General features: G+C 65.5%; 21 protein-coding genes and 1 tRNA gene. 9 read left to right on the top strand and 13 right to left on the bottom strand.

The features are described 5' to 3' along the window. Positions 1 to 135: 135 nt before the first annotated feature. Positions 136 to 450, bottom strand: a complete 315-nt coding sequence (locus ACIHAO_RS25700) for a hypothetical protein (protein WP_396561856.1) — start codon at positions 448 to 450, stop codon at positions 136 to 138. Positions 451 to 558: 108 nt separating this feature from the next. Here ACIHAO_RS25700 and ACIHAO_RS25695 point away from each other — a divergent pair, with 108 nt between their 5' ends. From ACIHAO_RS25695 to ACIHAO_RS25685, 3 genes are all read left to right on the top strand, one after another. Next, the gene (locus ACIHAO_RS25695; protein WP_396561854.1) at positions 559 to 1,395 is read left to right on the top strand and encodes a PhzF family phenazine biosynthesis protein; all 837 of its coding nucleotides are present in this window, start codon (positions 559 to 561) and stop codon (positions 1,393 to 1,395) included. Between the two features lie 18 nt (positions 1,396 to 1,413). Further along, positions 1,414 to 2,190 carry a hypothetical protein gene (locus ACIHAO_RS25690; RefSeq protein ID WP_396561852.1) on the top strand — a complete coding sequence of 259 codons (777 nt, stop codon included), beginning with the start codon at positions 1,414 to 1,416 and terminating at the stop codon, positions 2,188 to 2,190. A gap of 358 nt (positions 2,191 to 2,548) precedes the next feature. Then, the gene (locus ACIHAO_RS25685; RefSeq protein WP_396561871.1) at positions 2,549 to 3,373 is read left to right on the top strand and encodes an SAM-dependent methyltransferase; all 825 of its coding nucleotides are present in this window, start codon (positions 2,549 to 2,551) and stop codon (positions 3,371 to 3,373) included. Between the two features lie 765 nt (positions 3,374 to 4,138). Here the strand turns inward: ACIHAO_RS25685 and ACIHAO_RS25680 are convergent. Beyond that, on the bottom strand, positions 4,139 to 5,005 hold the full coding sequence (locus ACIHAO_RS25680; RefSeq protein ID WP_396561850.1) for a hypothetical protein: 867 nt from the start codon (positions 5,003 to 5,005) through the stop codon (positions 4,139 to 4,141). Further along, a complete protein-coding gene (locus ACIHAO_RS25675; RefSeq protein ID WP_396561848.1) occupies positions 5,005 to 5,373 on the bottom strand; it encodes a hypothetical protein in 369 nt (122 codons plus the stop codon). Before ACIHAO_RS25675 ends, ACIHAO_RS25680 begins: the two co-directional genes overlap by 1 nt. Positions 5,374 to 5,504: 131 nt before the next feature. On the opposite strand from ACIHAO_RS25675, the gene ACIHAO_RS25670 reads away from it, so the two are divergent. Further along, positions 5,505 to 6,155: a class I SAM-dependent DNA methyltransferase gene (locus tag ACIHAO_RS25670; RefSeq protein WP_396561846.1), complete on the top strand. Its 651-nt coding sequence runs from the start codon at positions 5,505 to 5,507 to the stop codon at positions 6,153 to 6,155. Here ACIHAO_RS25670 and ACIHAO_RS25665 read toward each other — a convergent pair. The 3 genes from ACIHAO_RS25665 to ACIHAO_RS25655 all read right to left on the bottom strand — a co-directional run bounded on the left by ACIHAO_RS25665 (position 6,145) and on the right by ACIHAO_RS25655 (position 8,437). Beyond that, on the bottom strand, positions 6,145 to 6,834 hold the full coding sequence (locus tag ACIHAO_RS25665) for a choice-of-anchor P family protein (RefSeq protein WP_396561844.1): 690 nt from the start codon (positions 6,832 to 6,834) through the stop codon (positions 6,145 to 6,147). The two genes, ACIHAO_RS25670 and ACIHAO_RS25665, sit on opposite strands and share 11 nt — an antisense overlap. Positions 6,835 to 6,858: 24 nt before the next feature. Next, entirely contained in the window at positions 6,859 to 7,683 is an 825-nt protein-coding gene (locus tag ACIHAO_RS25660; RefSeq protein ID WP_396561842.1) for a L,D-transpeptidase family protein, read from the bottom strand. 352 nt (positions 7,684 to 8,035) lie between these two features. Next, on the bottom strand, positions 8,036 to 8,437 hold the full coding sequence (locus ACIHAO_RS25655) for a Dabb family protein (RefSeq protein ID WP_396561840.1): 402 nt from the start codon (positions 8,435 to 8,437) through the stop codon (positions 8,036 to 8,038). A gap of 98 nt (positions 8,438 to 8,535) precedes the next feature. On the opposite strand from ACIHAO_RS25655, the gene ACIHAO_RS25650 reads away from it, so the two are divergent. The 3 genes from ACIHAO_RS25650 to ACIHAO_RS25640 all read left to right on the top strand — a co-directional run bounded on the left by ACIHAO_RS25650 (position 8,536) and on the right by ACIHAO_RS25640 (position 10,521). Next, the gene (locus tag ACIHAO_RS25650) at positions 8,536 to 9,162 is read left to right on the top strand and encodes a TetR/AcrR family transcriptional regulator (protein WP_396561838.1); all 627 of its coding nucleotides are present in this window, start codon (positions 8,536 to 8,538) and stop codon (positions 9,160 to 9,162) included. A gap of 320 nt (positions 9,163 to 9,482) precedes the next feature. Beyond that, positions 9,483 to 9,836 carry a hypothetical protein gene (locus tag ACIHAO_RS25645; RefSeq protein WP_396561836.1) on the top strand — a complete coding sequence of 118 codons (354 nt, stop codon included), beginning with the start codon at positions 9,483 to 9,485 and terminating at the stop codon, positions 9,834 to 9,836. A 259-nt stretch (positions 9,837 to 10,095) separates the two neighbouring features. Next, positions 10,096 to 10,521, top strand: a complete 426-nt coding sequence (locus ACIHAO_RS25640; protein WP_396561834.1) for a VOC family protein — start codon at positions 10,096 to 10,098, stop codon at positions 10,519 to 10,521. 215 nt (positions 10,522 to 10,736) lie between these two features. Here the strand turns inward: ACIHAO_RS25640 and ACIHAO_RS25635 are convergent, their stop codons facing one another. Further along, positions 10,737 to 11,375, bottom strand: a complete 639-nt coding sequence (locus ACIHAO_RS25635; RefSeq protein ID WP_396561832.1) for a hypothetical protein — start codon at positions 11,373 to 11,375, stop codon at positions 10,737 to 10,739. Between the two features lie 196 nt (positions 11,376 to 11,571). Between ACIHAO_RS25635 and ACIHAO_RS25630 the strand changes: the two genes are divergently transcribed. Next, on the top strand, positions 11,572 to 12,246 hold the full coding sequence (locus tag ACIHAO_RS25630; protein ID WP_396561830.1) for a S1 family peptidase: 675 nt from the start codon (positions 11,572 to 11,574) through the stop codon (positions 12,244 to 12,246). An 86-nt stretch (positions 12,247 to 12,332) separates the two neighbouring features. Here the strand turns inward: ACIHAO_RS25630 and ACIHAO_RS25625 are convergent, their stop codons facing one another. After that, positions 12,333 to 12,776, bottom strand: coding sequence for a hypothetical protein (locus ACIHAO_RS25625; RefSeq protein WP_396561828.1), 444 nt, complete (start codon positions 12,774 to 12,776; stop codon positions 12,333 to 12,335). A 2,312-nt stretch (positions 12,777 to 15,088) separates the two neighbouring features. On the opposite strand from ACIHAO_RS25625, the gene ACIHAO_RS25620 reads away from it, so the two are divergent. Then, complete coding sequence (locus ACIHAO_RS25620) at positions 15,089 to 15,865, top strand: hypothetical protein (protein WP_396561826.1); 777 nt, start codon at positions 15,089 to 15,091, stop codon at positions 15,863 to 15,865. A gap of 117 nt (positions 15,866 to 15,982) precedes the next feature. On the opposite strand, the gene ACIHAO_RS25615 is transcribed toward ACIHAO_RS25620, so the two are convergent. From ACIHAO_RS25615 to ACIHAO_RS25595, 5 genes are all read right to left on the bottom strand, one after another. Continuing rightward, positions 15,983 to 17,062, bottom strand: a complete 1,080-nt coding sequence (locus ACIHAO_RS25615) for a sugar ABC transporter substrate-binding protein (RefSeq protein ID WP_396561824.1) — start codon at positions 17,060 to 17,062, stop codon at positions 15,983 to 15,985. Between the two features lie 233 nt (positions 17,063 to 17,295). Beyond that, positions 17,296 to 17,436 (bottom strand): hypothetical protein, encoded by a 141-nt coding sequence (locus tag ACIHAO_RS25610; protein ID WP_396561822.1) that lies wholly within the window; start codon positions 17,434 to 17,436, stop codon positions 17,296 to 17,298. 92 nt (positions 17,437 to 17,528) lie between these two features. Continuing rightward, the gene (locus ACIHAO_RS25605) at positions 17,529 to 18,005 is read right to left on the bottom strand and encodes a GNAT family N-acetyltransferase (protein WP_396561820.1); all 477 of its coding nucleotides are present in this window, start codon (positions 18,003 to 18,005) and stop codon (positions 17,529 to 17,531) included. A 74-nt stretch (positions 18,006 to 18,079) separates the two neighbouring features. Continuing rightward, positions 18,080 to 18,153, bottom strand: a tRNA-Pro gene (locus ACIHAO_RS25600). A gap of 139 nt (positions 18,154 to 18,292) precedes the next feature. Then, on the bottom strand, positions 18,293 to 19,462 hold the full coding sequence (locus tag ACIHAO_RS25595) for an alginate lyase family protein (RefSeq protein WP_396561818.1): 1,170 nt from the start codon (positions 19,460 to 19,462) through the stop codon (positions 18,293 to 18,295). Positions 19,463 to 19,516 lie beyond the last annotated feature (54 nt).

Raw genomic sequence — 19,516 nt, 5'->3', positions numbered from 1 at the left:
GGGCGCGCCGTGACCCCCTGGGGCCCCGCCGAGCCCCACTGCTTTCACGGCCCCATCGGGTGCCCCCGGCGCCACTGGGGCGGCGTGACCGGCTCTTTCGGGCCGGTCACGCCGACCGATGTCGACTGTGCGGTGTCAGCAGGCCCTGACGATGACCGAGTGCGCCTTGCCGCCGAGGTCGAGGATCTTCACGTCCTTGTTCCCGGCGGGCACGCGGACCTGATAGGTGCCGGGATCGACCGGGTAGCCGAAGTAGCTGCCGTTCGGGGCGGCCCCGGTACCCGCGATCATCAAGCCGCCGCGGTGGATCGTGGTGGCGACCGCTTTGCCGCAGTTGTTGGAGATGTAGATCTTGCCCTTGGTCGCGGCGGCGGCGGAACCCGCGCCGAAGACCGAGATGGCCAGACCCGCGGTGGCCAGAACGGTGAGAACGCGCCGGGCGGTCGTCATGGTGCTCCTTCGGTGTTGTCGGACTCGGCCACAAGATATCCGCGGGCGTGTCCGCGCACTGCCGGTCGAACGCACCACATCCCGTGCCCGGTCGGTAGCTTTGAGGGCATGCGAGCGTTCAGTCAGGTCGATGTGTTCACCGACGAGTTCCTGTCCGGGAATCCGGTCGCGGTGGTTCATGACGCCGACGACCTCACCACCGGGCAGATGGCGGCGTTCGCTCGCTGGACGAACCTGAGTGAGACCACGTTCCTGCTGTCGCCTGCCGATCCGGCCGCCGACTACCGGCTGCGGATCTTCACCACGAGCCGCGAGTTGCCCTTCGCGGGCCACCCGACGCTCGGGTCCGCTCGTGCGTGGCTGGAGCGCGGTGGCACGCCGAAGACGGCGGGCCACCTGGTGCAAGAGTGCGGCGCCGGTCTGGTGGCGGTGCGGCGCGACGGGGACCGGCTCGCCTTCGCCGCTCCGCCGTTGCGCCGAAGTGGTCCCGTGCCGCCATCGACGGTGAATGTTCTGGCCGCGGCGTTGCGGGTCGAACCGGGCGACATCCTGGCCGCGCGGTGGGCGGAGAACGGGCCGGCGTGGGTCGCGGTGCGACTCGCCTCCGCCGAGGCGGTACTGGCGCTCGAGCCCGATCCGGCCGCGTTCGGTGAATATCCGGACGTCGGCGTGTTCGGCCCGCACCTGCCAGGCGGTGAGGCGGACTTCGAGGTGCGGGCGTTCGTCGATGAAGACGGCACGTTCGTGGAGGACCCGGTGACCGGCAGCCTGAACGCCGCGATCGCGCAGTGGCTCATTCCCGCCGCCGCGGCCCCGGCCGCATACGTCGCCGCTCAGGGCACGAAGCTGCACCGCCGCGGGCGGGTGCACATCGAGCAGTCCGACGGCGAGATCTGGGTCGGTGGCGATACGGTCATGGGTATCACCGGCCACGTCGCACTCTGAATCCGGGAAAGGAGCGCGATGACGGACATCGACGAATTGCCGCCGTACCGTGCGGTGCTGGTCGTGGACACCAAGGAATTCGGCGGTCATTCCGATCGAGGGCAGGCCGCGCTCGCGGACGCCATTCCCGACGTGCTGGCGCTCGCCTTCGAACGCGCGGGGCTCGGCCATGTCTGGCGTGAGGCGTTGTTCCCGCATGACACCGGCGACGGTTTCGGGATCGGTTTCGCGACGCGGCACCTGCCCGCGGTGGTGATGCGGTTCTTCGACGCGCTCCAGGAGGCGCTGGCGGAACGGGACGCCCGGTGGCCCGCCGGCGACCGGCGAGTCCGGCTGCGGATGCGGGCGAGCCTGAACGTCGGCCCGGTCCGGGATCCCGGCTCCGCGGCCGTGGTCGGCAGCACGGTGATCACGACGCATCGGCTGCTCGACGCGCCCGAGGTGCGTGACCTGCTGGCGCGATCCGATCCCGGGCAGACGTTCTTGGCGGTGGCGATGTCGCAGCGGGTCTTCGAGGACGTGCTGCAGACGGAATACGCGCGGCTTCCTTCGTCTTTGCTGGTGGCCAAGCGGGTCCAGGTCAAGGAGTACTCGGGCATGGTCCACCTCTATGTGCCCAGGCCGAGCGGCGATCTGCTGACACACGGTTTCGGTGCCGAGGCGGAACCCACGCCGGTCACTCTTGAGGCCCCCCGACCGGCGGGTACGACGAACATCATCACCGGCGGCGACTTCGGCACGGCGATCCAGGTGGGGCATTTGCACGGAAATCTTCGGCACGAGCCGGATCGATAGGGACCGCACGTCGGAGTGACAGAAAGCTCCTCAATGGGAGACGCTCGCTCCTGGATGTGTAGAACGTCGCGACCACATCCACCGGACCGGCAGGGGTCTTTCACACGAAGGGGCACAGTCGTCCGAAAGCGGCCTGCTTCAAGATAGTGAAGAACGTCCATGATGCCGAGGACGCGACCTAAGCGGCTGTCGAGAAGTCCACGGCCCACCTCCGCTTTCGAGGCTAGCCGCGTATTTCCCGTGTTTCGGTTCGTTCACCGCAAGGGAGGAGGCAGATCGGCCCATGGCACTTCACGACCGGTACTGTGCGGTCTTCGATGCGTTTCCTGCACGAAGGTCTTGGGGGATCGGGATGAGCATGGATGAGGTCGCACGGGTGGCCGCGTCGGTGGACAAGGTTTCGGTGGGGCGGGTGTACGACTACCTGCTCGGCGGGACGCACAACTACGCCGTCGACCAGGCTTTCGCCGAGAAGCAGCTCGCCGTGCTGCCGGAGATCCGGGATTTCGCCCGCGCGAACCGGGCGTTTCTCGGTCGTGCCGTCCGTTTCATGGTGGGGCAGGGGATCCGGCAGTTCGTGGACATCGGGTCCGGGTTGCCGACGCAGGGCAACGTGCACGAGGTCGCCGACGAGGTGGCGCCGGGCGAATGCCGGGTGGTGTACATCGACAACGAGCCGATCGCCCAAGCGCACGCCCAGATCCTGCTCGAAGAGACGGCGGACCCGGCCCGGCATGCCGCGCTGGACGCCGATTTCTTCGACCGGCGCCTGTTGTGGGACCGAGTGATGGACACCGGCCTGATCGATCGAAGCGAGCCCATCGGGCTGCTTCTGGTCGCACTGCTGCATTTCATGCCCGACGAGCGGAATCCGCACGCCGCACTCGGTTTTCACCGCGCGATGCTGCCGCCGGGCAGCTTTCTGGCCGTGTCGCACATTCACGTCGCGCCCGAGGACGTCGAGACGCAGAACGCGGGCAAGCGGGTGGCGCAGGAGTACGGGCGCCGGACCAACCACGCCGCGATCATGCGCTCACGCGAGCAGATCGCTGAGTTCTTCGGAGACCTGGAGCTGGTCGAGCCCGGGCTGGTGTGGCTGCCTCGATGGCGTCCCGATGTCGCGGGCGCCGACAAGGACGCCTCGCGTTCCCGCGGCCTGGCCGGGGTGGCACGCACGCACTGACATTCACGATCACCCCGGGTTCAGTCCGGACGGTGTATCGGTGGGCTGGCGTCGAGGATGTCCGTCGCCCTGACGACGCGAGCGGGGGTATCGGTGGGGACGCCATCCGGGCGGATCGGGACCCAGACGGTGCCGGTGTGCTCGTCGCGCAGGCTGCATCCCGCGACTGTTCCGGTTCGCACTCGCCCGGCCTGTTCGACCGAGGTGGCCGGACGGGAAGAGCCTCGGCGCGGGTGGCGGCGATAGCGGACTCGCCAGCCCGGCGGGTAGCCACCACCGTGGCGAGTGGGCCAGTCCTGAGAGCGCTCAGCCGGGCATCGTCCTGTCGGCGCTGGTTCACGCGGAGGGTCGTCGGTCGGCACCTCTGGTCACCCCGATCCAGTCAGCTTCACCATCACCGGCCGGCCGCGGTCCAGGGCGCGTACTTTCCAGAATAAAGCCTTTCGTCCGCGGAAGGGCTCATCCACGTGGGTGGTTGGAGGACTGTCGACAGAATTTCGTGTCCGAACGCCGGACCGCCGCTCTTGTCGGACCGCATGATGGGGTCGTCCTGGTCTAGAGGCTGCGTGGGCGGCGTGGTCGACGTCGAGACCCGAGGCGAAGAGGGCCGGCGCGAACAAGGCGACCGTGGGCAGCAGGGCTGTCGCCGTGCCGACGGCCATCGCTCGTCGGCGGACGACCAGCGCGGTCAGCCGTGCCTGAGTGGCGCGGATACCGTTCGGAGGTCTTCGTCCATTTTGGACGGTCTGTCGGTCACTTCGGGACTCAACGATTCACGTCGACGTTCAGTTGCGGGGGATCACGTAGTTCGTCATCGACGTTGTCCAGGCGCGTGGTCAATTTGGTGATCGCCGCGCGCGCGTCGTCGCAGATCCCGTTGGCGGCCACCAGATACGAATCGCAGATCTCCCAGTAGTTGCCACCGCCGATCGCCGCGGGTTCCTTCGTCCGCTGTGCACCTTGAACGGCTTCGGCCAGCACCTTGTCCAGGCCGAGGATCTTGTCGATGGCGAACGGGAATTTACCAAGTACCCAATTGCCGATGACGTCGAACATGGTCAGGCCGAGCTGTTCGAACTCGGGGTCGGCGAACGTCTCGGCCTGGAGCGCCCCGACGAACTGCTTCATGACCTTCACCATGTCGGCTCGCGCCTGTTCGAAGATCTGGGAATACGCGATGAGGCACTGGCCGAGTTTGCCGACCGCCAGAATGTAGGGCTCGGTGTAGTTCTCCAGTTCTTCACGGTAGGTCTGCACGCCGACCGCGACATCGCCTTCCCACCTGCCGAGCGCGGCGCCGAGCGCGCTGTCGAGGTTGTTGAGCACGTCGAGGCTGGGGCTTGCCTCGCCTGCCGATTTGTAGCGCAGTTCGTCGATGGCCAGCCACCCCTGATGCATGACCTTGAGCTGCTGGTGCGCGATCACGTCGGACGGATGGAAGAACCGTTCGAACGGATAGTTGACCCACCGGTCGGGGTGCGGGCCGGTAGGACCGTAGTCGTGGAGCAGCCAATCCACCCAGCCGGCCACCCATCGGGCCCAGAGTGCCAGTTCGCCGCACTGGTCCTGGTATCTGTCGAATTGCGGGTAATGTCCCGGAGCGCGATCCGGCCAGTACGGTGGCTGTCCCATCAGGGGCCCCCGTCCATCCAGGGTTCCCCGATGCGCCGGAGTCGTTCACCGGCGGCCGTTTCGGTTTCGGCATAGAGCTTCGAAGCCGTCTGCAGACCGCCTTGCAGCCGCCGGGCCGTGTCGACGAAGCTGTCGTTGTATGCGATGAGCGTGTCGAAGATTTCTTTGAACTTGTTGTTGAAGTCTTCACAGGCGTGGAAGAAGACTCCGGCGTCGCCGTAGTCGCCGAGTAGCGCGGAATTCCTCTCGATCACGGCTTGCGCGTTCTTGACGGCCGTGCCGTGTGTTTCGAAATGGGTGACGGCCTCGCTCGCGCGCTGGGCGGCGTGCTTGACCAATTCAGGGTCGACCGCGAAACCTTGTGACACCGTCCGCCTCCATCTTCACTGCCCGCTCAGTAGATGTAGATCCTGGAAGTCGACCTGGACGATACCTTGGTCGCTCGCGTCCACGAGGGACTTTCAGGAAACTCGCCGATCGCAGAAGCTACGGTTCGTTGATGACCTGGTTGAGTGAGACCCGGAACTCGTACGACACTCTCGCGGCCGGCTACGCCGACGAGACCCGAGACCTGCTCGACAGGAAGCTTCACGTTCGCGCGGGGGTCGTGCTGTTCGCCGACCTGGTCCGCGCGATCGGTGGCGGGCCTGTCGCGGACGTGGGCTGCGGGCCGGGGCACACCGCCGCGCTGCTGCGGGAGCTGGGCGTGGACGCGTTCGGCATCGACCTGTCTCCCGCGATGATCGAGATCGCTCGCCGGGAACACCCCGATGTGCGATTCGAGGTCGGTTCGATGACCGACCTCGAGGTCGACGAAGGCTCTCTCGCCGGCGTGCTCGCGTGGTGGTCGCTGATCCACATCCCGGACGAGGTGGTGCCGGGCGTGCTCGCGCAGTTCCACCGGATCGTGCGACCGGGCGGGATGGTGGCCGTGGGTTTCCACGTCGGGGACGAGACGAGCGGGAACGGCGACCAGCCCACGCGGGCGGCGAACGGGTACCTTCGTCGGCCGTCCCGCGTGGCCGATGGGCTCCGCGAAGCGGGTTTCGCGGTGGAGGCGCAGCATCTGCTGAGTCCGGACGAGCCGAAGCCGGGCGCGATCCTGTTCGCTCGCCGGTTCATCGGCCCGTCCGGGGCGGTCAGCCGGTGACGTCCAGGTGTGCGGGGACCGGGGTGGGCTTGGGGGCCTTGCCGCCGGGCTGAGGCTTGTCACCGCTGGGTTTGGCCGGCGGTTCCGGGGTGGCGCCGGGAGATTTGGCGCAGGTCGCCGACGCGATGTCCAGCGTCTGCGTCCGGCCGAGCAGCTTGGCCGATACGGCGGTCACGGTGAGCGTGCCGCCGGCGTTCTTGGTCTGCTTGTTCACCACCAGTTCGAGCAGCGGGGCCAGCGGGACGGTGGTGTTGGGCGGGACCTGGTCGAGCTTGATCGCCTTGCCGCCCACCGTCAGGTTCGCGATCGACACCGAACCCTTGCCGTCCTGGCATTCGGCCTTGATCACGTCGGCGCTCAGCCCGGGCAAAGTGGCCCCGGCGGGCAGGGTGGCGAGGTTCAGCGAGAGACCGGCGACGCTGGACTTGGCGTGCCCCGGTTTCACGTCGGCGTTCAGTGCTTTCGCGCTGACCAGGGACGGGCCAGCGGCCGGCAGCGCCACTGAGGCGAGCGACTCCTTGCCCGCGCCGGAAACCGAAGGCGTACGGGGAATCGTGACCAGACCGGACGCGGCGATGGCGTAGGCGGACTCGGCAGGGGCGGCCACGGCGGGAGTGGCGGTGAAGGCCAGGCAGGCCGCGGCCGCGCCGGCGAGCACGCTGGTTGTGCGTGGGGACAAGGGAATTACCTCCATGATCGAGTTTCAGGTGATGTTCACGACGGTGCCGAGCGGCAGCTCCACGAGGCGGTCCAATGCCTCGCGGGTGACCCGGATGCAGCCGTCGCTGGTGGCCTTGCCGACGAAGCTGTCGTCCGGCCAGGTGTGCAGGCCGACCGTGCCGGGCCCGCCACCGAAGGTCTCGTGCGAATCGGAATGGCTGCTCAGCGGCAGCACGATCGGGCTGTAGGTGTTCACGCTCTCCTTGATCGAGGCGAGAATGAACGCGCGACCGGTGGGCGTGGGGTGCTCGGGCTTTCCGGTGCCGATGGTCCACGAGCCGATCGGCTTGCCCAGTTCCAGGATTTCCAGGCGGAATCCGGCGAGGTCCACGTCGACCCGGAAGTCGTTGTGCGCCGATTCCACGGATTCCGGGGTCGCGTGCAGCCAGCCGGTCGCGCCATTGGGCCGGGCGGGCAGCAGCACCTGTGCCCAGTCGCCCTGCCGGGCGATCACCGGGACCCAGGTCGGTGAGCCGATCTGGGTTTCGGGCAGCCGGGCGATCGGCTCCGCGCCGGGTGCGCGGTAGACCACCGCATCCGCCTTGGGATGCAGTACTTCACCGTCGGCGGGGAGGGTGGGGGAGGGGTCCGCGGGCGCGGAGTCCAGGCGGCCGAAGGTGTTCGCCTCCGGCAGCGAGGCGAACATCTCGGGCGACGAGGGTGGCGGCGCCACGGGGGCAGCGGCGCCGCCACCCTCGTCCCCGGTGGTACCGCAGCCGGACAGCGGAAGCATCGCCAGCACCAGTACGAGAAGCGCGCGAACCGGATGTGGGCGTGCGCCACCGCAAGAGGTCTGCAGTTGAGTCATCGGGGCCTGTCCTTGCGCAGAGTCATCCGCAACGGGAGACGAATCGGGAACGATCATCTCTAACAGGAAAGCAGTGCGTTGATCAATGCACACGTTAGGTGATCGAAACGAATCTGCCTGCGCTTTTGCCGCGTTTTACCAGGTCGATCGCGCCGGTTGAGTTCACTCGATCGAGGTGGAATTGCGTTTTCGCTAAGCCGAGGCGGAAATACGCTACGTATTTCTCCTGCGGCCATTCGGAGGACTCACGGCAATAGTGGCGGGTGCGATGACCACTCCGAGTGTCCTCGCTCGCGGGTGGCGCCGGCCGCCGGTTTCCGCACGATCGGCGTTCCGTCGCGAGACAGCCCGATCACCCGAACCGGACGTCGGGGATCGTCGTCATCAGCCGCTCCCATTCGGGATACCTGGCGAGCTTGCCTTCGTACACGGCGGTGATCTTCGCGGCCAGCTCCGGATCGGGGTCGTCGGTGACGGCGACCCCGACGTGCAGCTTGGCGTAGTGCGGGAGGATCTCCGGATCTCCGGCCAGATGGACCGGGTCGTACATGTAGCGCTCGAGCGCGCCGAGGTCGGCGAGGCCGAAGCAGTACGCGTGGGTGTAGCCCGCGGCCGGGTCGCCGAGGAACCTGCCGACCGTGGAGAACGCTATCGACTCCACCGCCGCGGTCCGGCGGATCAACTCCAACGCGCGGGTCTTCTGCTCCTCGGTGCTCTCCTCGCGGAACGCGAAGCGCATGAACTGGACGATCAAGACTTCCTCCCGTACTTTGAACCGATGAGTTCAATGTAGTGAACGGGTGGGTTCATGTGCAATCCTGGATCTCGGAGCCCGGTGGAGAGGATCGTGTCGTGACGAAGGTGACCGCTCCGCGCGGACGGGTCGACAAACGTGAAGCGATCCTGGACGTGGCCTTCACGGTCTTCGCGCGCCGTGGCTACGCCCGGGCTTCCGTTCAGGAGATCGCGGACGAGGCCAAGGTCGCGAAACCCACCGTCTACAACCATTTCAGCGACAAGGAAACGCTGTTCCGCGCCTCCATGGCGGCCGCCGCCGACGGTGTCGCCGCCGACTCGCTCGACGCCATCGAGCCGCTCCGCGATGCGGGAGCAGATGTCCGCGCGACTCTCGGCACCGCGGCTTCCCGGCTGCTGCGGATCTGTTCCGGCGAGCGTTCGCACGCGCTCCGGTCGTTGGCCTACGCCGAACTGGCCACGTTCCCCGAGCTGGTGGTCGCCATGCAGGAGCGCACGTCGGTGGATCTGACCGAGGCGCTGGCCGACCGGTTCGCCCGCCTCGCCCTTTCCGGCGCTCTCCGCTCCTGCGATCCGGCCAGGGCCGCCGAACACTTCCTCGCTCTACTGATCGGGCCGCTGGAATCTCGCTCTCGCCTCGGTGCTCGCGTTCTCCCGGAGGGTGAACTCGAAGGCATAGCGGACTCGGCCGTCGACACCTTCGTGCGCGCATACGGTCTGTAGGCCGCTGCCCTGAGCGCCTGGTCCGGCACGGAGGGTCGGCCAGTGTGGGCCTGGTGCCCGACTCTTCCGCGAGTTGGGCGAGTCTCACCAGGTGATGGGCGAACCCACGAAGGCCGACGACGCCTGGGAGCGATCTGGTACCTGGTGGCGACCCTGTCGTGGACGATCCCTCATCGCCTGAACCACGCCGGTAAGTCGAAAGGACTGGACCTCGGGAGTCGCCTGGCCTTGCTGTCTACTGCTCACACCTGGACGAATCATGAGAGATCGGCGTGGATACGGCGCGCTGAACCCGAAACGATCCGGCGTACCCTTCCTGGGTGGAATTCGTGGTCGCCGATGACGACGTCTGGCTCTCCGCGTTCGGTGTTGTCCCGCAGGTTGAAGAGGCGTCGGGCGACGAATGGGTGCGGGAGCTACGGGTGCCCGTCTCCGTGACCGGGGAGCTCCACCTGTCCTGGGACGTGCTGCATCAGAGCGTCCGCGTTCGGTACACATGGGCATCGGACCTCGTTATCGATGTCCACCGAGAACAGGCGACCCTGCTCACCGTTGATGACCGCAAGGCCGGCCCCATCGTCGTGTTGGAGTACTACGCGGAAGGCTGCCGCGGCCGGGCATTCGTGCGGACTCGACCAGCGCTCGCTTTCGAGGACACCGTCCTGCGGACGTGACAGTCCGCGCACATCGCCGGCATAAGCGTCCGTTCACGCTTATGCCGATGACAGGAGGTTGTGCACTGCGGGTCGTCGCCGTGGGCAACCGCCACCGGCCATCGTCGACACGTGGGCGGCGGGAGTGCTGACAGTGACCGTGCCATCGGCGAATCGGGTGGGCCAGGGCCGGCCGGAACCCTGCATCCTTCGAGGGCCCCCGACCGTGGCGCATGGAATAGAATGAAGCCGGGATATCCGAAAGGGAAAGGCATTGTGCATGACGAGCCGGTTCGAATGGGCGACCATCGACAGCGTGGATCCGCGGCGCCTGGCGGATTTCTGGTGCGGCGTTCTGGGATACGTCGTTTATGAGGACAAGAACGGCGCCGCGGTCGAGATCGGGCCCGATCCGGAGGAGCCGGACGAACAGCGGTTGGCCGCGTTGCGTGGCGGACCCGCTGTGCCGAACATGGTCTTCGTCCGTGTTCCCGAGGCCAAGACCAACGTCAAGAACCGGCTGCACTTCGAGGTCTGTCCGATCGACAGTGACCAGCAGACCGAACTGGAGCGGTTGCTCGCGCTCGGCGCGTCCAAGACGGATGTGGGACAGGGAGACGGCCGGTCCTGGGTGGTCATGGCGGACCCGGAAGGAAACGAGTTCTGCTTGGCGCGCAGCCTCGCGCCGGGAGAGTTCGACCTGTAGTCCCGAATTTCCGGGTACGCGAGGGCTCATCGTGTCGCCCCGACGAAACAGTCCTGGTCGTCTAGGCGCCTCCTACCGTGCCGCACCACCGACGCGGGCGGAGGCTATTCCCGGCGTTGACAGTTGGCCGGCAACGCCATACTCACTCCTATGGGGCGGGATGAAGTGGTGTTACGCCACTTCTCAACACGATCTGCGTCCAAAGAAGGATCAGTTCAGTCGAGCTGAAACCGCTGTAGTCCGGCGCGGCCGAGAAGGATGCCCGTCGTTTCGACCATCGCCTGAGCGGCCGGACCGATGCGGTAGCCAGTCAGCCGTCGGCCATTCGCATCTTTGATGCGAGCCGGACGAGTGGTGGCCATCAGTGCCGACCGAATCGCCCGTGCTTGCCGCTGGAGGACCTGTTGTGCGGAGTCACCGACTTCGTCCGCAAACCAGCGTACGGCCAGCCTGCCGGCATCAAAGTGTGCACTGCCTTCCGGGTGCTGGTACCGGGCGTCGTGATCGCAGTACGTACCGCCGGGATCATGTCGGCGAGTCGAGCGCAAGAGCTGCATGATGGCAGCGACCGGTGGCCCGTCCGGCAAGGGGACGTCATCGGCGAGCGTGACGGCTGATGGCAGGCTCGCGCCGATCGGTAGGTGGAGGAACGCTTGAACTCCACGGCCGCCGCAGGTCATCGCGTTTGTCAGCGAGCCGTGGAGGTGGACGGGGTGGAGTCCCAGTGGTCCTGGCTGCGAGCACTGCCAACCGGCACCAGGGAACGTGTCACGCAACGCCAGGTCGAACGCGCCTTCATCGTCGGGTAGCAACCAGGTTCCGACATTCATGGTCCGGGAGCCCGCGTACGCCATCATCCAGATGGTATGTCATGCCGATCGGCCATGATCCGGTGCTCTCTTATGCCGTTGACTCAGCGGCAGCTGCACTCTCATGCCGGTGGCCGGCGGCTCTTGATCACTCGTCAGGCTGACTCCGGTTGTGCCGCCGGCCACGCGGCACTGGACTGGTCGCACATCTCCAGTCTCCTGAGGATGGAAGGACATCATCATGTTCGGCTACTCACGCCGTAAGCAGGCCGGGGTGCTGTTTTCCGCGGTTGCGGCCGTCTTGTTGTCCTGCCCGGTCGTTTCCGCGGCTCCGTCGGCGGTCGGTGCGGCGCAGCGGTCTGCGGTGAACAGCGGTAATGCGATGTACACGGTCTCGCCAGGACCCGGCCGTGAACCGTATTATTGTTCAGCGGGGTTCGCGATCCTAGTCAAGGGCGTCCGCTACATCCTCACGGCCGGGCACTGCATCGAACACGGGCTGGACTGGGAAGGTATCGGCCCCAACGTGGACACCCATTTCCCGGGGACCGATTACGGTCGTGTCCGGGACCTTTCCGGCTCCGGGCACAGCCAGGTCAATTTATACGATGGCAGCACCCAGCGGATCCTTCGCGCGGGCATCCCACAGGTGGGACAACAGGTGTGCAAGAGCGGCATGACGACGAAGAAGACGTGCGGGAAAGTCCTCGGCCTCAACCAGACCGTGAACTACGGCGAGGACAAGCAGGTCGTCGGGACGATCGCGACCGATATCCCCATCGAGAGCGGCGATAGCGGCGGCCCGTTGTTCTACGGCGGCGTCGGCTACGGAGTGCTGTCCGGCGGGAACAGTCAAGTCAGCTTCTTCCAGCCACTACGCCCCGTGCTCGCCGCTTACGGCGCCACCCTCGCCTGAGAGGGGAGGCACCCAAGTCCGCCGGGCGCGACATCATTCCCTGTCCGGGCAAAACGATCTCGACTTGGCTTCCGTGCCGTGCGTTGCTAGATCCGTTCGAAGATGACGTCGAAGTCCTTGCGCCAGGTGGATCCGTGGTCTTCGGATGCTTCCCAGCGTGCGTTGATCCGGTCTGGTTGGACGTCGGCGATGAAGCGTTGGTGCATGTCGGGGTCTTGGCGGTTCAGGTGCCAGCGGGTGCCGTCGAAAGTCATGGCGAAGACCCGACAGACACCTCGTTCGTCGTGGTAGAGGGCTGTGTAGGTGTCGTGGGTATCGCTGCGGCCGAGAACCAGGACCATCTCGCTCGCGGCCTTGTCGTCGCCGTCGCCCATGGTCCAGCGGAGGACCACGAACGCGTCACCGAGCCACTCGACCGTCGCTGAGCCAGGCACCTCCTGGTCGGCTGGGTCCAGGAACCAGGCGTTGCACAGCGTTGTCCGCCACGAGCCGACCAGGACGTCCAGTTTTTGCATGACCTCGTTACGCATGGCTACCTTCCTGACGTCGAGCCCGAGCTCGCAGGAGTTCGCAGGGGACAGGGAGTCTCTGTGGACCAGAAACCGGTCCACAGGGACTTCACCTCAAGATTATCGGCCTGGTTTTGAACTGAACACGAATAAGCCCCTGACCTGTACCTGAGGTACAAGCCAGGGGCTTCGTCTTCCGCTCGGGCTGACAGGATTCGACCCTGCGACCCCCTTGCCCCCCAGTATTATGGTGTACTTGTTTTTGCAGTTCAGAGGCTGTTCGCATGATCGACTGGCGGGTCAGAAACGCCTGGTCGTTCGTCGCTGCGTAGGACGGGTGGTCCCCATCCCAGGTCAGTGGGTAGGTCTACCCGGACGATTCTTAATCACAAAATTCGTCGCCGATATACGCCACGCAGGCGTCCAACACCGAGTCATCGGGTCCTTTGAATATGAACTGAACCTTTGCTGCTCCGCCAGGAACATCGGCAGGTACGGTGATGCTCTTTTCAGAAGTCCCGCATTGGAGGCTGGTGCTTCGGGCGTCCAATTGCCGGGAGTCGGCGGTCATCGTCGCAGCCCAAACCCGTCGACAGCTGCCTGGCAGGGCGCGGAGCAGGCCATCGACTCGAACGGACCTGTTGAACCAGTGGACGTTGCCGACGAACGAGGTTGCGTAGTACGAAAGCTTGACTTGCGTGGGGTCTTCAGCAGCAGTAGCCGCTGCGCTCGGTGCTCCTGCCAATGCCACGCTGCTGGCGATGGCGAGTGCAGCGACAGCTGCGGTCGCTCGCTTCGCTGTTCGACCGGCGCCTACGGTTGCCGCCGCTGTGCCTGTGTCCCGTCGTGTGAAGGTCTTCACCGTGTCGCCCCTTTCCTTGCGCCTGCCTGATCCGGCGGCTCGTCGAGAGGTACGCCACTTCGGGTTCTCCCGTTGTCACGTCGACAGTTGTTCACTCGTTCGGCGGCGTCGAAGGTAGCGGCCACCGGAAACAGGGTCCGTGTCTTCTCGGCTGGGCATTCAACGACGGACAAGGTCGCCGAACGGCCGACACAAGGCCGAGGCCGATGCTAGAGCACCTTGACCTGCGGGAACGCTCCTGCCAGTCGATCTCCGAGGTGGTCGAGAAGATCGCAGCGGAAATGCGGACGGCAGTCGTCAAGGCGAAGGCGGCTATCGCCGCTCTCAAGCAGGCCGGTCACGAGCTTGACGAAGCTGGCGTGAAGTGGTCGGAGGTCGCGGCCGGTGTGTCTGATGCCGACTTCACCAGGTTGCCTGGGCCTACCCGCCGAGGTGAACGCCTCGTCAGCGACGGTGACTGGCCTGATTGGCCAGTCCTCCGACCTGCTCAAAGGTTATTTCCGCGACTTGGGAGTACCGGCGGAGTCCACTTCGGCTGACGCCTCTGGACAGTCCGCTCCTCCTGCTCCGGCCACGTCGTCCAGTGACGAGGACGACGACCTGGTCGATCAGGCGCGGCGGGAGTTGCCGCCGCCGGTGACACACGGTCGCGGAGTCGGAACTTGCCCAGCAGGACGAGTACGACCTGCTCGACATGTTTCACCAGCGGGCGCTTGGTGACCTACTGGAGCAGACAGATCAGATGAGGCAGGCAAATGACTAGCCCAGCTGCGCATGTTCCTTGACGAAAAGCAGGGGCGGACTACGCCGGATATTGTCAAGGAGATCGCCAATTCTCTACCCGGTCACGAGATTTTAGAACCAAAAATGAAACGTTGAGTCAATCAAATTCATATGAACGGCCCCGGTGAAGAATTGAAGTCTCAGGCTGAATTTCAGGAGTTCGTGCAGGATGTGGCCAAAGATCGTGCAGGGCTCGAGAAAGCTATACGGGAAGCATCAGGTTCTCCACCTGAAGCCATTGTTGTTGACATGTCAAATCTCGGCAGGCAGGTTCTCTTTGAGGCAAAGGATTTGCCGAAGTTGTGGGATCACGTGCGGCAGGATGACGCGATCTGGTTGCCCCATATATCGAAAGGGACGTCGGTCGCGGCTGGGAGTACGTCCAAGTCAAGACTTCTCGCGAGCGACCTGCAGAAGCTTTCGCGAAGTACTGGCTAGCCCAGCAAGAGGCCGGTGGCAAACCTGGAGAGAGATAGAACTGCGCCGCTATTCTAGCCGCCGCTGAGCGCGTAGATTTTGGTTCTCCAGCGTGACCACGTCAGCGGTTCGAACCAGTGCTGGTACGTCGGCGCGGAGCCGGACCTCGACATTCGGGGGCACGCCGTGTGCTTTGACTATTTGTGGCGGTAACGGTACGCGTGCTGTGTGCGACTGGAGGAGGGAGCGCGTTGACGAGGGGCGGTTGTGTATGGGCCTGGCTGTTGGAGGTGTCGGCGGTTGGCTGCTCCACGCGTTACCCGATATCTCCCGCAATCTGATCGCGGCCGCCATCGGGGGTGTGCTGGTCTGGTTGTCGACGACTGTGAGACGGCGTCTCAGGCTGGTCCGCGCAAGGAGGTTCTGGCGGGCTTTGGGTGGCCGACACCCGTTGATCGTCCTGGGAGCTCATGACTTCGAGCTGCATCGGCGGTGGGCCAGAGCCGGTGTGGTGGGCATGGGCGACATCGGAGCGCTGGTGGACGTCGAGGCCCAGCTTCGCGGGCTGGGTTTCGCAGGCAGGATCGCGGAGTCGAAGCAGTTGTCGCCGCGTGAGCTGAGTTCGGACCTGGTCCTGATCGGCGGTCCGGTGGCGAATGCGGTGACGAGGACGATGTTGGCGAAGCTGAACGGAGTGGTCTCCTACGGTTTCGCCGAGGATCTGGAGCATGGGGCGGCTGTGGTGCGTGATGTGCGCACCGGCCGTGTGCTTGCACCGCGGTACGACGAGTCAGGGTATCCGGTCAGTGACTATGCCTTGATCATCCGGACGTCGAACCCGCTGGCTCCGGATACGTCGGAGATCGTCATTGTGGCGGGGTACTGGGAACATGGCACCGCGGCTGCGGCGGAGAAGCTCGGAGACCGGAAGTTTCTCCGCAGGATGAAGAAGATGAAGCATTTCGAGGTACTCCTCGAGACTACGGTCGTGAACGGTGCCCACTACAACGCCAAGGTCGTCGAAACCCGGCGGATCTCACCGAGTTGACAGCGAGCACGTCCGGATTAAGCGACGGAAGGCAGGCCAGCGGCGCCACACTCCGACAAGTTCGGCCACAGGACATCTGGAATCAGGCTTGCCGTTCTCCTGTATGCGACGCGACGGTTATTTCGTTTCATAGACCTCGGGATCAAGGATGGTGCGTTTCGTTGTCTTGCGGCGCTTGTGCATCTTCTCCAGGACATCGACGACACTCTCGGCAAGGCGGTGGGAGTCCTGGACGACGGTGGCTCGCAGGGGGCTCGTGCCGGCGTCGATCAGAGTCCTTGCCTCGGTGGTTCCGTCTACGCCGATGACCACGGTGTCCGTCGTGACAGGGGAGGTGATCGTTCGGAGGGCGTCGACGGCGCCCAGTGCCATTTCGTCGTTGGTGCAGAAAACGGCGTCCAGGCGACCGTGTCGTGAGGTGAGCAGGCGGGTGTGGGACAGCACGGCGTCGTAGGCGCGTGCGCGATGGAAGGCGCACGTCTCGTTGATGGTGATCGAAACGCCGGGCAAGTCGGCCTGGAGGACAGCCGCGCAGTGGCTTTGCCGGGCCTGATGTTGCCTGCTGGCCACGATCAGCACGTGTGGCGGCTGTCTGTCGTTTTTGCGTAGGTGGGCTACCAGCCAGCGGCCGGCGAGGGTCCCGAGGTCCGAACTGAGGTAGCCGACGAAGGCGGCGTTGCCCGGGTAGTGGTCCTCGTCGTCGAACGGTTCGATGTCGGTGAAAACCACCGGCAAGGTCAGGTCGGAGCAGAACTCGACCAGATCCGGCCGGAGCCGGTGTACTTCGGTCGCGACGATGATTCCGCCGATGTAGCGGTGGCGCGCGGCCAGGACCCTGCGTAGATGGTGCGCTTGCGCGGCGGAATCGTAGTCCAGGTCGGGCACCTTGAGCACCAGATCGATGTTGGCGCGGTCCAGCGTGCAGTGCAGGCGTTGCACCAAGCCCGCGATCCAGTACTTCTGCCGGAAGGCCGACGTCACCAGGAATGCCTGACGTGTGCGTCTGGTCGATGGCACCCGCCGCAGCAGAGGAGCTGCGGCCAGCACTCCTGCGACCAGAAGGGTCCATGCGGGCACCTTCGCGATCAGCACGTCGCTACGGATCATCGCGAGAACCCCGGCGAGAATGAGACCACCGGTGACAGAGGTGAGGACGGCGAACCGTATCGGAGTGCGATCGCGGTCCGGCAACTTCATCGTGGAGTCCTCCCGGGCCGATGAAACCGCGAGGAGCCGACATGCCCCCACTGACACCGATTATGTGCTCGAGGACGACAGGGTGCCAGAGACAGAGAGATGGCGTGTTCGCAGCAACGCAGTGCTGGTCGGCCGCGACGACGCCGAGGCCGGCGAACAGTTGCAGAACCTCTCGACAGGGTTCCCCGCCGGCAGCAGTCCTGAGCCGAGGGCAAGGACCGCGGTGGTCGCAGTCAGACCTTGTCGACGAGGAGGCCGCCGCGGCGGTGGTGGAAGACGAGCCCGGGGTAGGTCGGCTTCTCTGGGCGGCGGTCGGCGTCGTCGATCGCTACTGTCCGCGCTCGGCGCAGCTGGATCACGCGATCAGACCTCATCCGGTGGCACCTCCCCGTCTTCCTGGTACCGGATATGTCGCCGCTCAGCCTCCGCGTGTAGCGGCCATCTCCGCCGGTGTGAACGAGAAGCTTCACGGTAGCTGGGTGTCTGCGGGGGCGAGGAAGAACAGTTCGGGGTCTCCGTCGTCGAGGCCGTAGACGATTCCGGCCGATTGCCAGCCAAGGCGGGTGAGGAGCCTTTGCATGGGCTGGTTGGACAGGTTCGTGGAGGTGAACAACTTGGGGGTGTTCCGGCGTTGTTGTGCGTCCAGCAGCAGGCGGGCGCCGACTCCGAGGCCGCGTGTGTTCTCGGCGACCATGAGCATCGTGACGAAGGCTTGGCCGAAAAAGGTGTATTCGGTGACGCAGTAGCCGGTCACCTGCCCCCGGGAGTGCGCGATCCGGGTGTCGGCGGTGGTCACCCAGTGCTGGATCTCGGCGCTCCTGCCGAAGTTCCCGGCCACGGCCGCCGAGTCGACCTGAGCCAGCAGGGGCCCGTCCGTGGTCAGTGCATCCCGGATAGTGATGTCCGGGACGGGGACTTGGTCGCGTTCCATGGCTGCGCTCATTTCCACCTCCGCCGGTGAAACGAAAAAACCGCCTGACCCGGACTTTCGTCCAAATCAAGCGGCTCTTCTGTCCGTCGGGCTGACAGGATTCGAACCTGCGACCCCTTGACCCCCAGTCAAGTGCGCTACCAAACTGCGCCACAGCCCGGACCCGCGCTCCGTGGAGTGCGATGTGAGTACTTTAGCGGGTCCCGAACAGGCGCTTGCAACCAGGGGTCACTGTGTGTCTGAGCTGCGAAAACGGACCGTGAGGGCCGCCCTGCCGCATGCGGGCGGCCCGCACGGGGTCACTGTGGGTTGCCGGCGTGGGTGAGGGTCTGCCAGGAGACGAAGAGGTTGTTGGTGCCGGCCGGGCGCTGGCGCAGGGTGAGGGCCTCGGTGTTGCTCATGGTGTGCCCGAGGCGGGTGTGGAGGTGGTTGTAGCCGACCTCGGTGATCGGGCCGAGGCCGAGCTTCAGGTTGCCGCCGCAGAGCCACGACGGGACGGCCGCGCCCATCTGGTACTTCGCGTGGAAGCCGAGGCCTTCGCGGAGGCGGTCGGCGATCTCGGGGTAGAGGCCCTGGCCCTGGATGCGGGTGGTCTCGGCGAAGTTCGCGATGGCGGCGAGGCCGTAGCCGGTGTGGGTGAAGTCGCGGCACGTCTCCTGGGAGAGGCCGTTGACGAACGTCGTCTGACCTTGCCAGTACTTCACGATCTTGTCGCGGGTGTCCAGGCCGCTGCCGGGCGCGGTCTTCGGAAGCGCGCCGTCGCTGGTCAGGTAGAGGTAGGCGGGGACGCGGGTGCGGAACTTCGCGACGGCCTTGTCGTAGGCCGCCTTGTCGTCGAGGAACACGGCGATGCCGATCGCGGCTTCGGTCATGCTGAGTTCCCAGTTTCCGTTGCTGTGACTGCCGTTGATCACCTCGGGCAGGTACACGTTCCGGAGCATGATGCCGAAGCGGCCGGAGTTCGGCCAGCTCGTGTAGGTGTGCTTGATGATCTCCGCGGCGCGCGGCCACGAGGAGGCCGACCACGCCGACTGCAGGGGAGCGTTGCTGTTCGTGTGATCCTTCAGTACCGCGGACCAGGCGTCCATGATCTCGATCGCCTTGGTCGCGTATTTCGCGTCGCGCGTGATATACCACGCCAGCGAAAGGGAATACGCGGCGATCGCGTCTTGCCGCTCATCGGTACAGCCGATGTTCGGATTCGAATACGAACCGCATTCGACGATGGCGCGTGGTTTCGGTGATCGGGACAGCGACACGTACGAATGCGACATCATCGCGTCGTAAGCTTGTTTCCACGGTTGCGCGCCTGTCTGGACCTTGGCGCGGACGAAGTCCAGTTGCGGGCGGCTGACCAGCACGCCGGGATGGGTGAAGGTGGCGGGCGCGGCCTGGGAAGGGGCGCTGAAAAGGCCTAGCGCCAAGGGGACGAGGGTGGTCAGGGCGAGCAGTTTCCTCGGTAGGGACATGGTTCTCCTCGGGCGGATGTGAGCCAGGTCACCGGCGGCGCGCGATTCAGTGTC

The sequence above is a fragment of the Amycolatopsis sp. NPDC052450 genome, from assembly GCF_044547565.1.
GTDB lineage: Bacteria > Actinomycetota > Actinomycetes > Mycobacteriales > Pseudonocardiaceae > Amycolatopsis.
The sequence above is the reverse complement of the archived record's forward strand: the minus strand, read 5'-3'. Positions and strand labels throughout refer to the sequence as shown.

Coding starts and splice junctions, on each gene's coding strand:
- ACIHAO_RS25700 (WP_396561856.1), bottom strand. CDS start 450: ATGACGACCGCCCGGCGCGTTCTCACCGTTCTGGCCACCGCGGGTCTG.
- ACIHAO_RS25695 (WP_396561854.1), top strand. CDS start 559: ATGCGAGCGTTCAGTCAGGTCGATGTGTTCACCGACGAGTTCCTGTCC.
- ACIHAO_RS25690 (WP_396561852.1), top strand. CDS start 1,414: ATGACGGACATCGACGAATTGCCGCCGTACCGTGCGGTGCTGGTCGTG.
- ACIHAO_RS25685 (WP_396561871.1), top strand. CDS start 2,549: ATGGATGAGGTCGCACGGGTGGCCGCGTCGGTGGACAAGGTTTCGGTG.
- ACIHAO_RS25680 (WP_396561850.1), bottom strand. CDS start 5,005: ATGGGACAGCCACCGTACTGGCCGGATCGCGCTCCGGGACATTACCCG.
- ACIHAO_RS25670 (WP_396561846.1), top strand. CDS start 5,505: ATGACCTGGTTGAGTGAGACCCGGAACTCGTACGACACTCTCGCGGCC.
- ACIHAO_RS25660 (WP_396561842.1), bottom strand. CDS start 7,683: ATGACTCAACTGCAGACCTCTTGCGGTGGCGCACGCCCACATCCGGTT.
- ACIHAO_RS25640 (WP_396561834.1), top strand. CDS start 10,096: ATGACGAGCCGGTTCGAATGGGCGACCATCGACAGCGTGGATCCGCGG.
- ACIHAO_RS25635 (WP_396561832.1), bottom strand. CDS start 11,375: ATGGCGTACGCGGGCTCCCGGACCATGAATGTCGGAACCTGGTTGCTA.
- ACIHAO_RS25630 (WP_396561830.1), top strand. CDS start 11,572: ATGTTCGGCTACTCACGCCGTAAGCAGGCCGGGGTGCTGTTTTCCGCG.
- ACIHAO_RS25625 (WP_396561828.1), bottom strand. CDS start 12,776: ATGCGTAACGAGGTCATGCAAAAACTGGACGTCCTGGTCGGCTCGTGG.
- ACIHAO_RS25620 (WP_396561826.1), top strand. CDS start 15,089: ATGGGCCTGGCTGTTGGAGGTGTCGGCGGTTGGCTGCTCCACGCGTTA.
- ACIHAO_RS25615 (WP_396561824.1), bottom strand. CDS start 17,062: ATGAAGTTGCCGGACCGCGATCGCACTCCGATACGGTTCGCCGTCCTC.
- ACIHAO_RS25610 (WP_396561822.1), bottom strand. CDS start 17,436: ATGAGGTCTGATCGCGTGATCCAGCTGCGCCGAGCGCGGACAGTAGCG.
- ACIHAO_RS25605 (WP_396561820.1), bottom strand. CDS start 18,005: ATGAGCGCAGCCATGGAACGCGACCAAGTCCCCGTCCCGGACATCACT.
- ACIHAO_RS25595 (WP_396561818.1), bottom strand. CDS start 19,462: ATGTCCCTACCGAGGAAACTGCTCGCCCTGACCACCCTCGTCCCCTTG.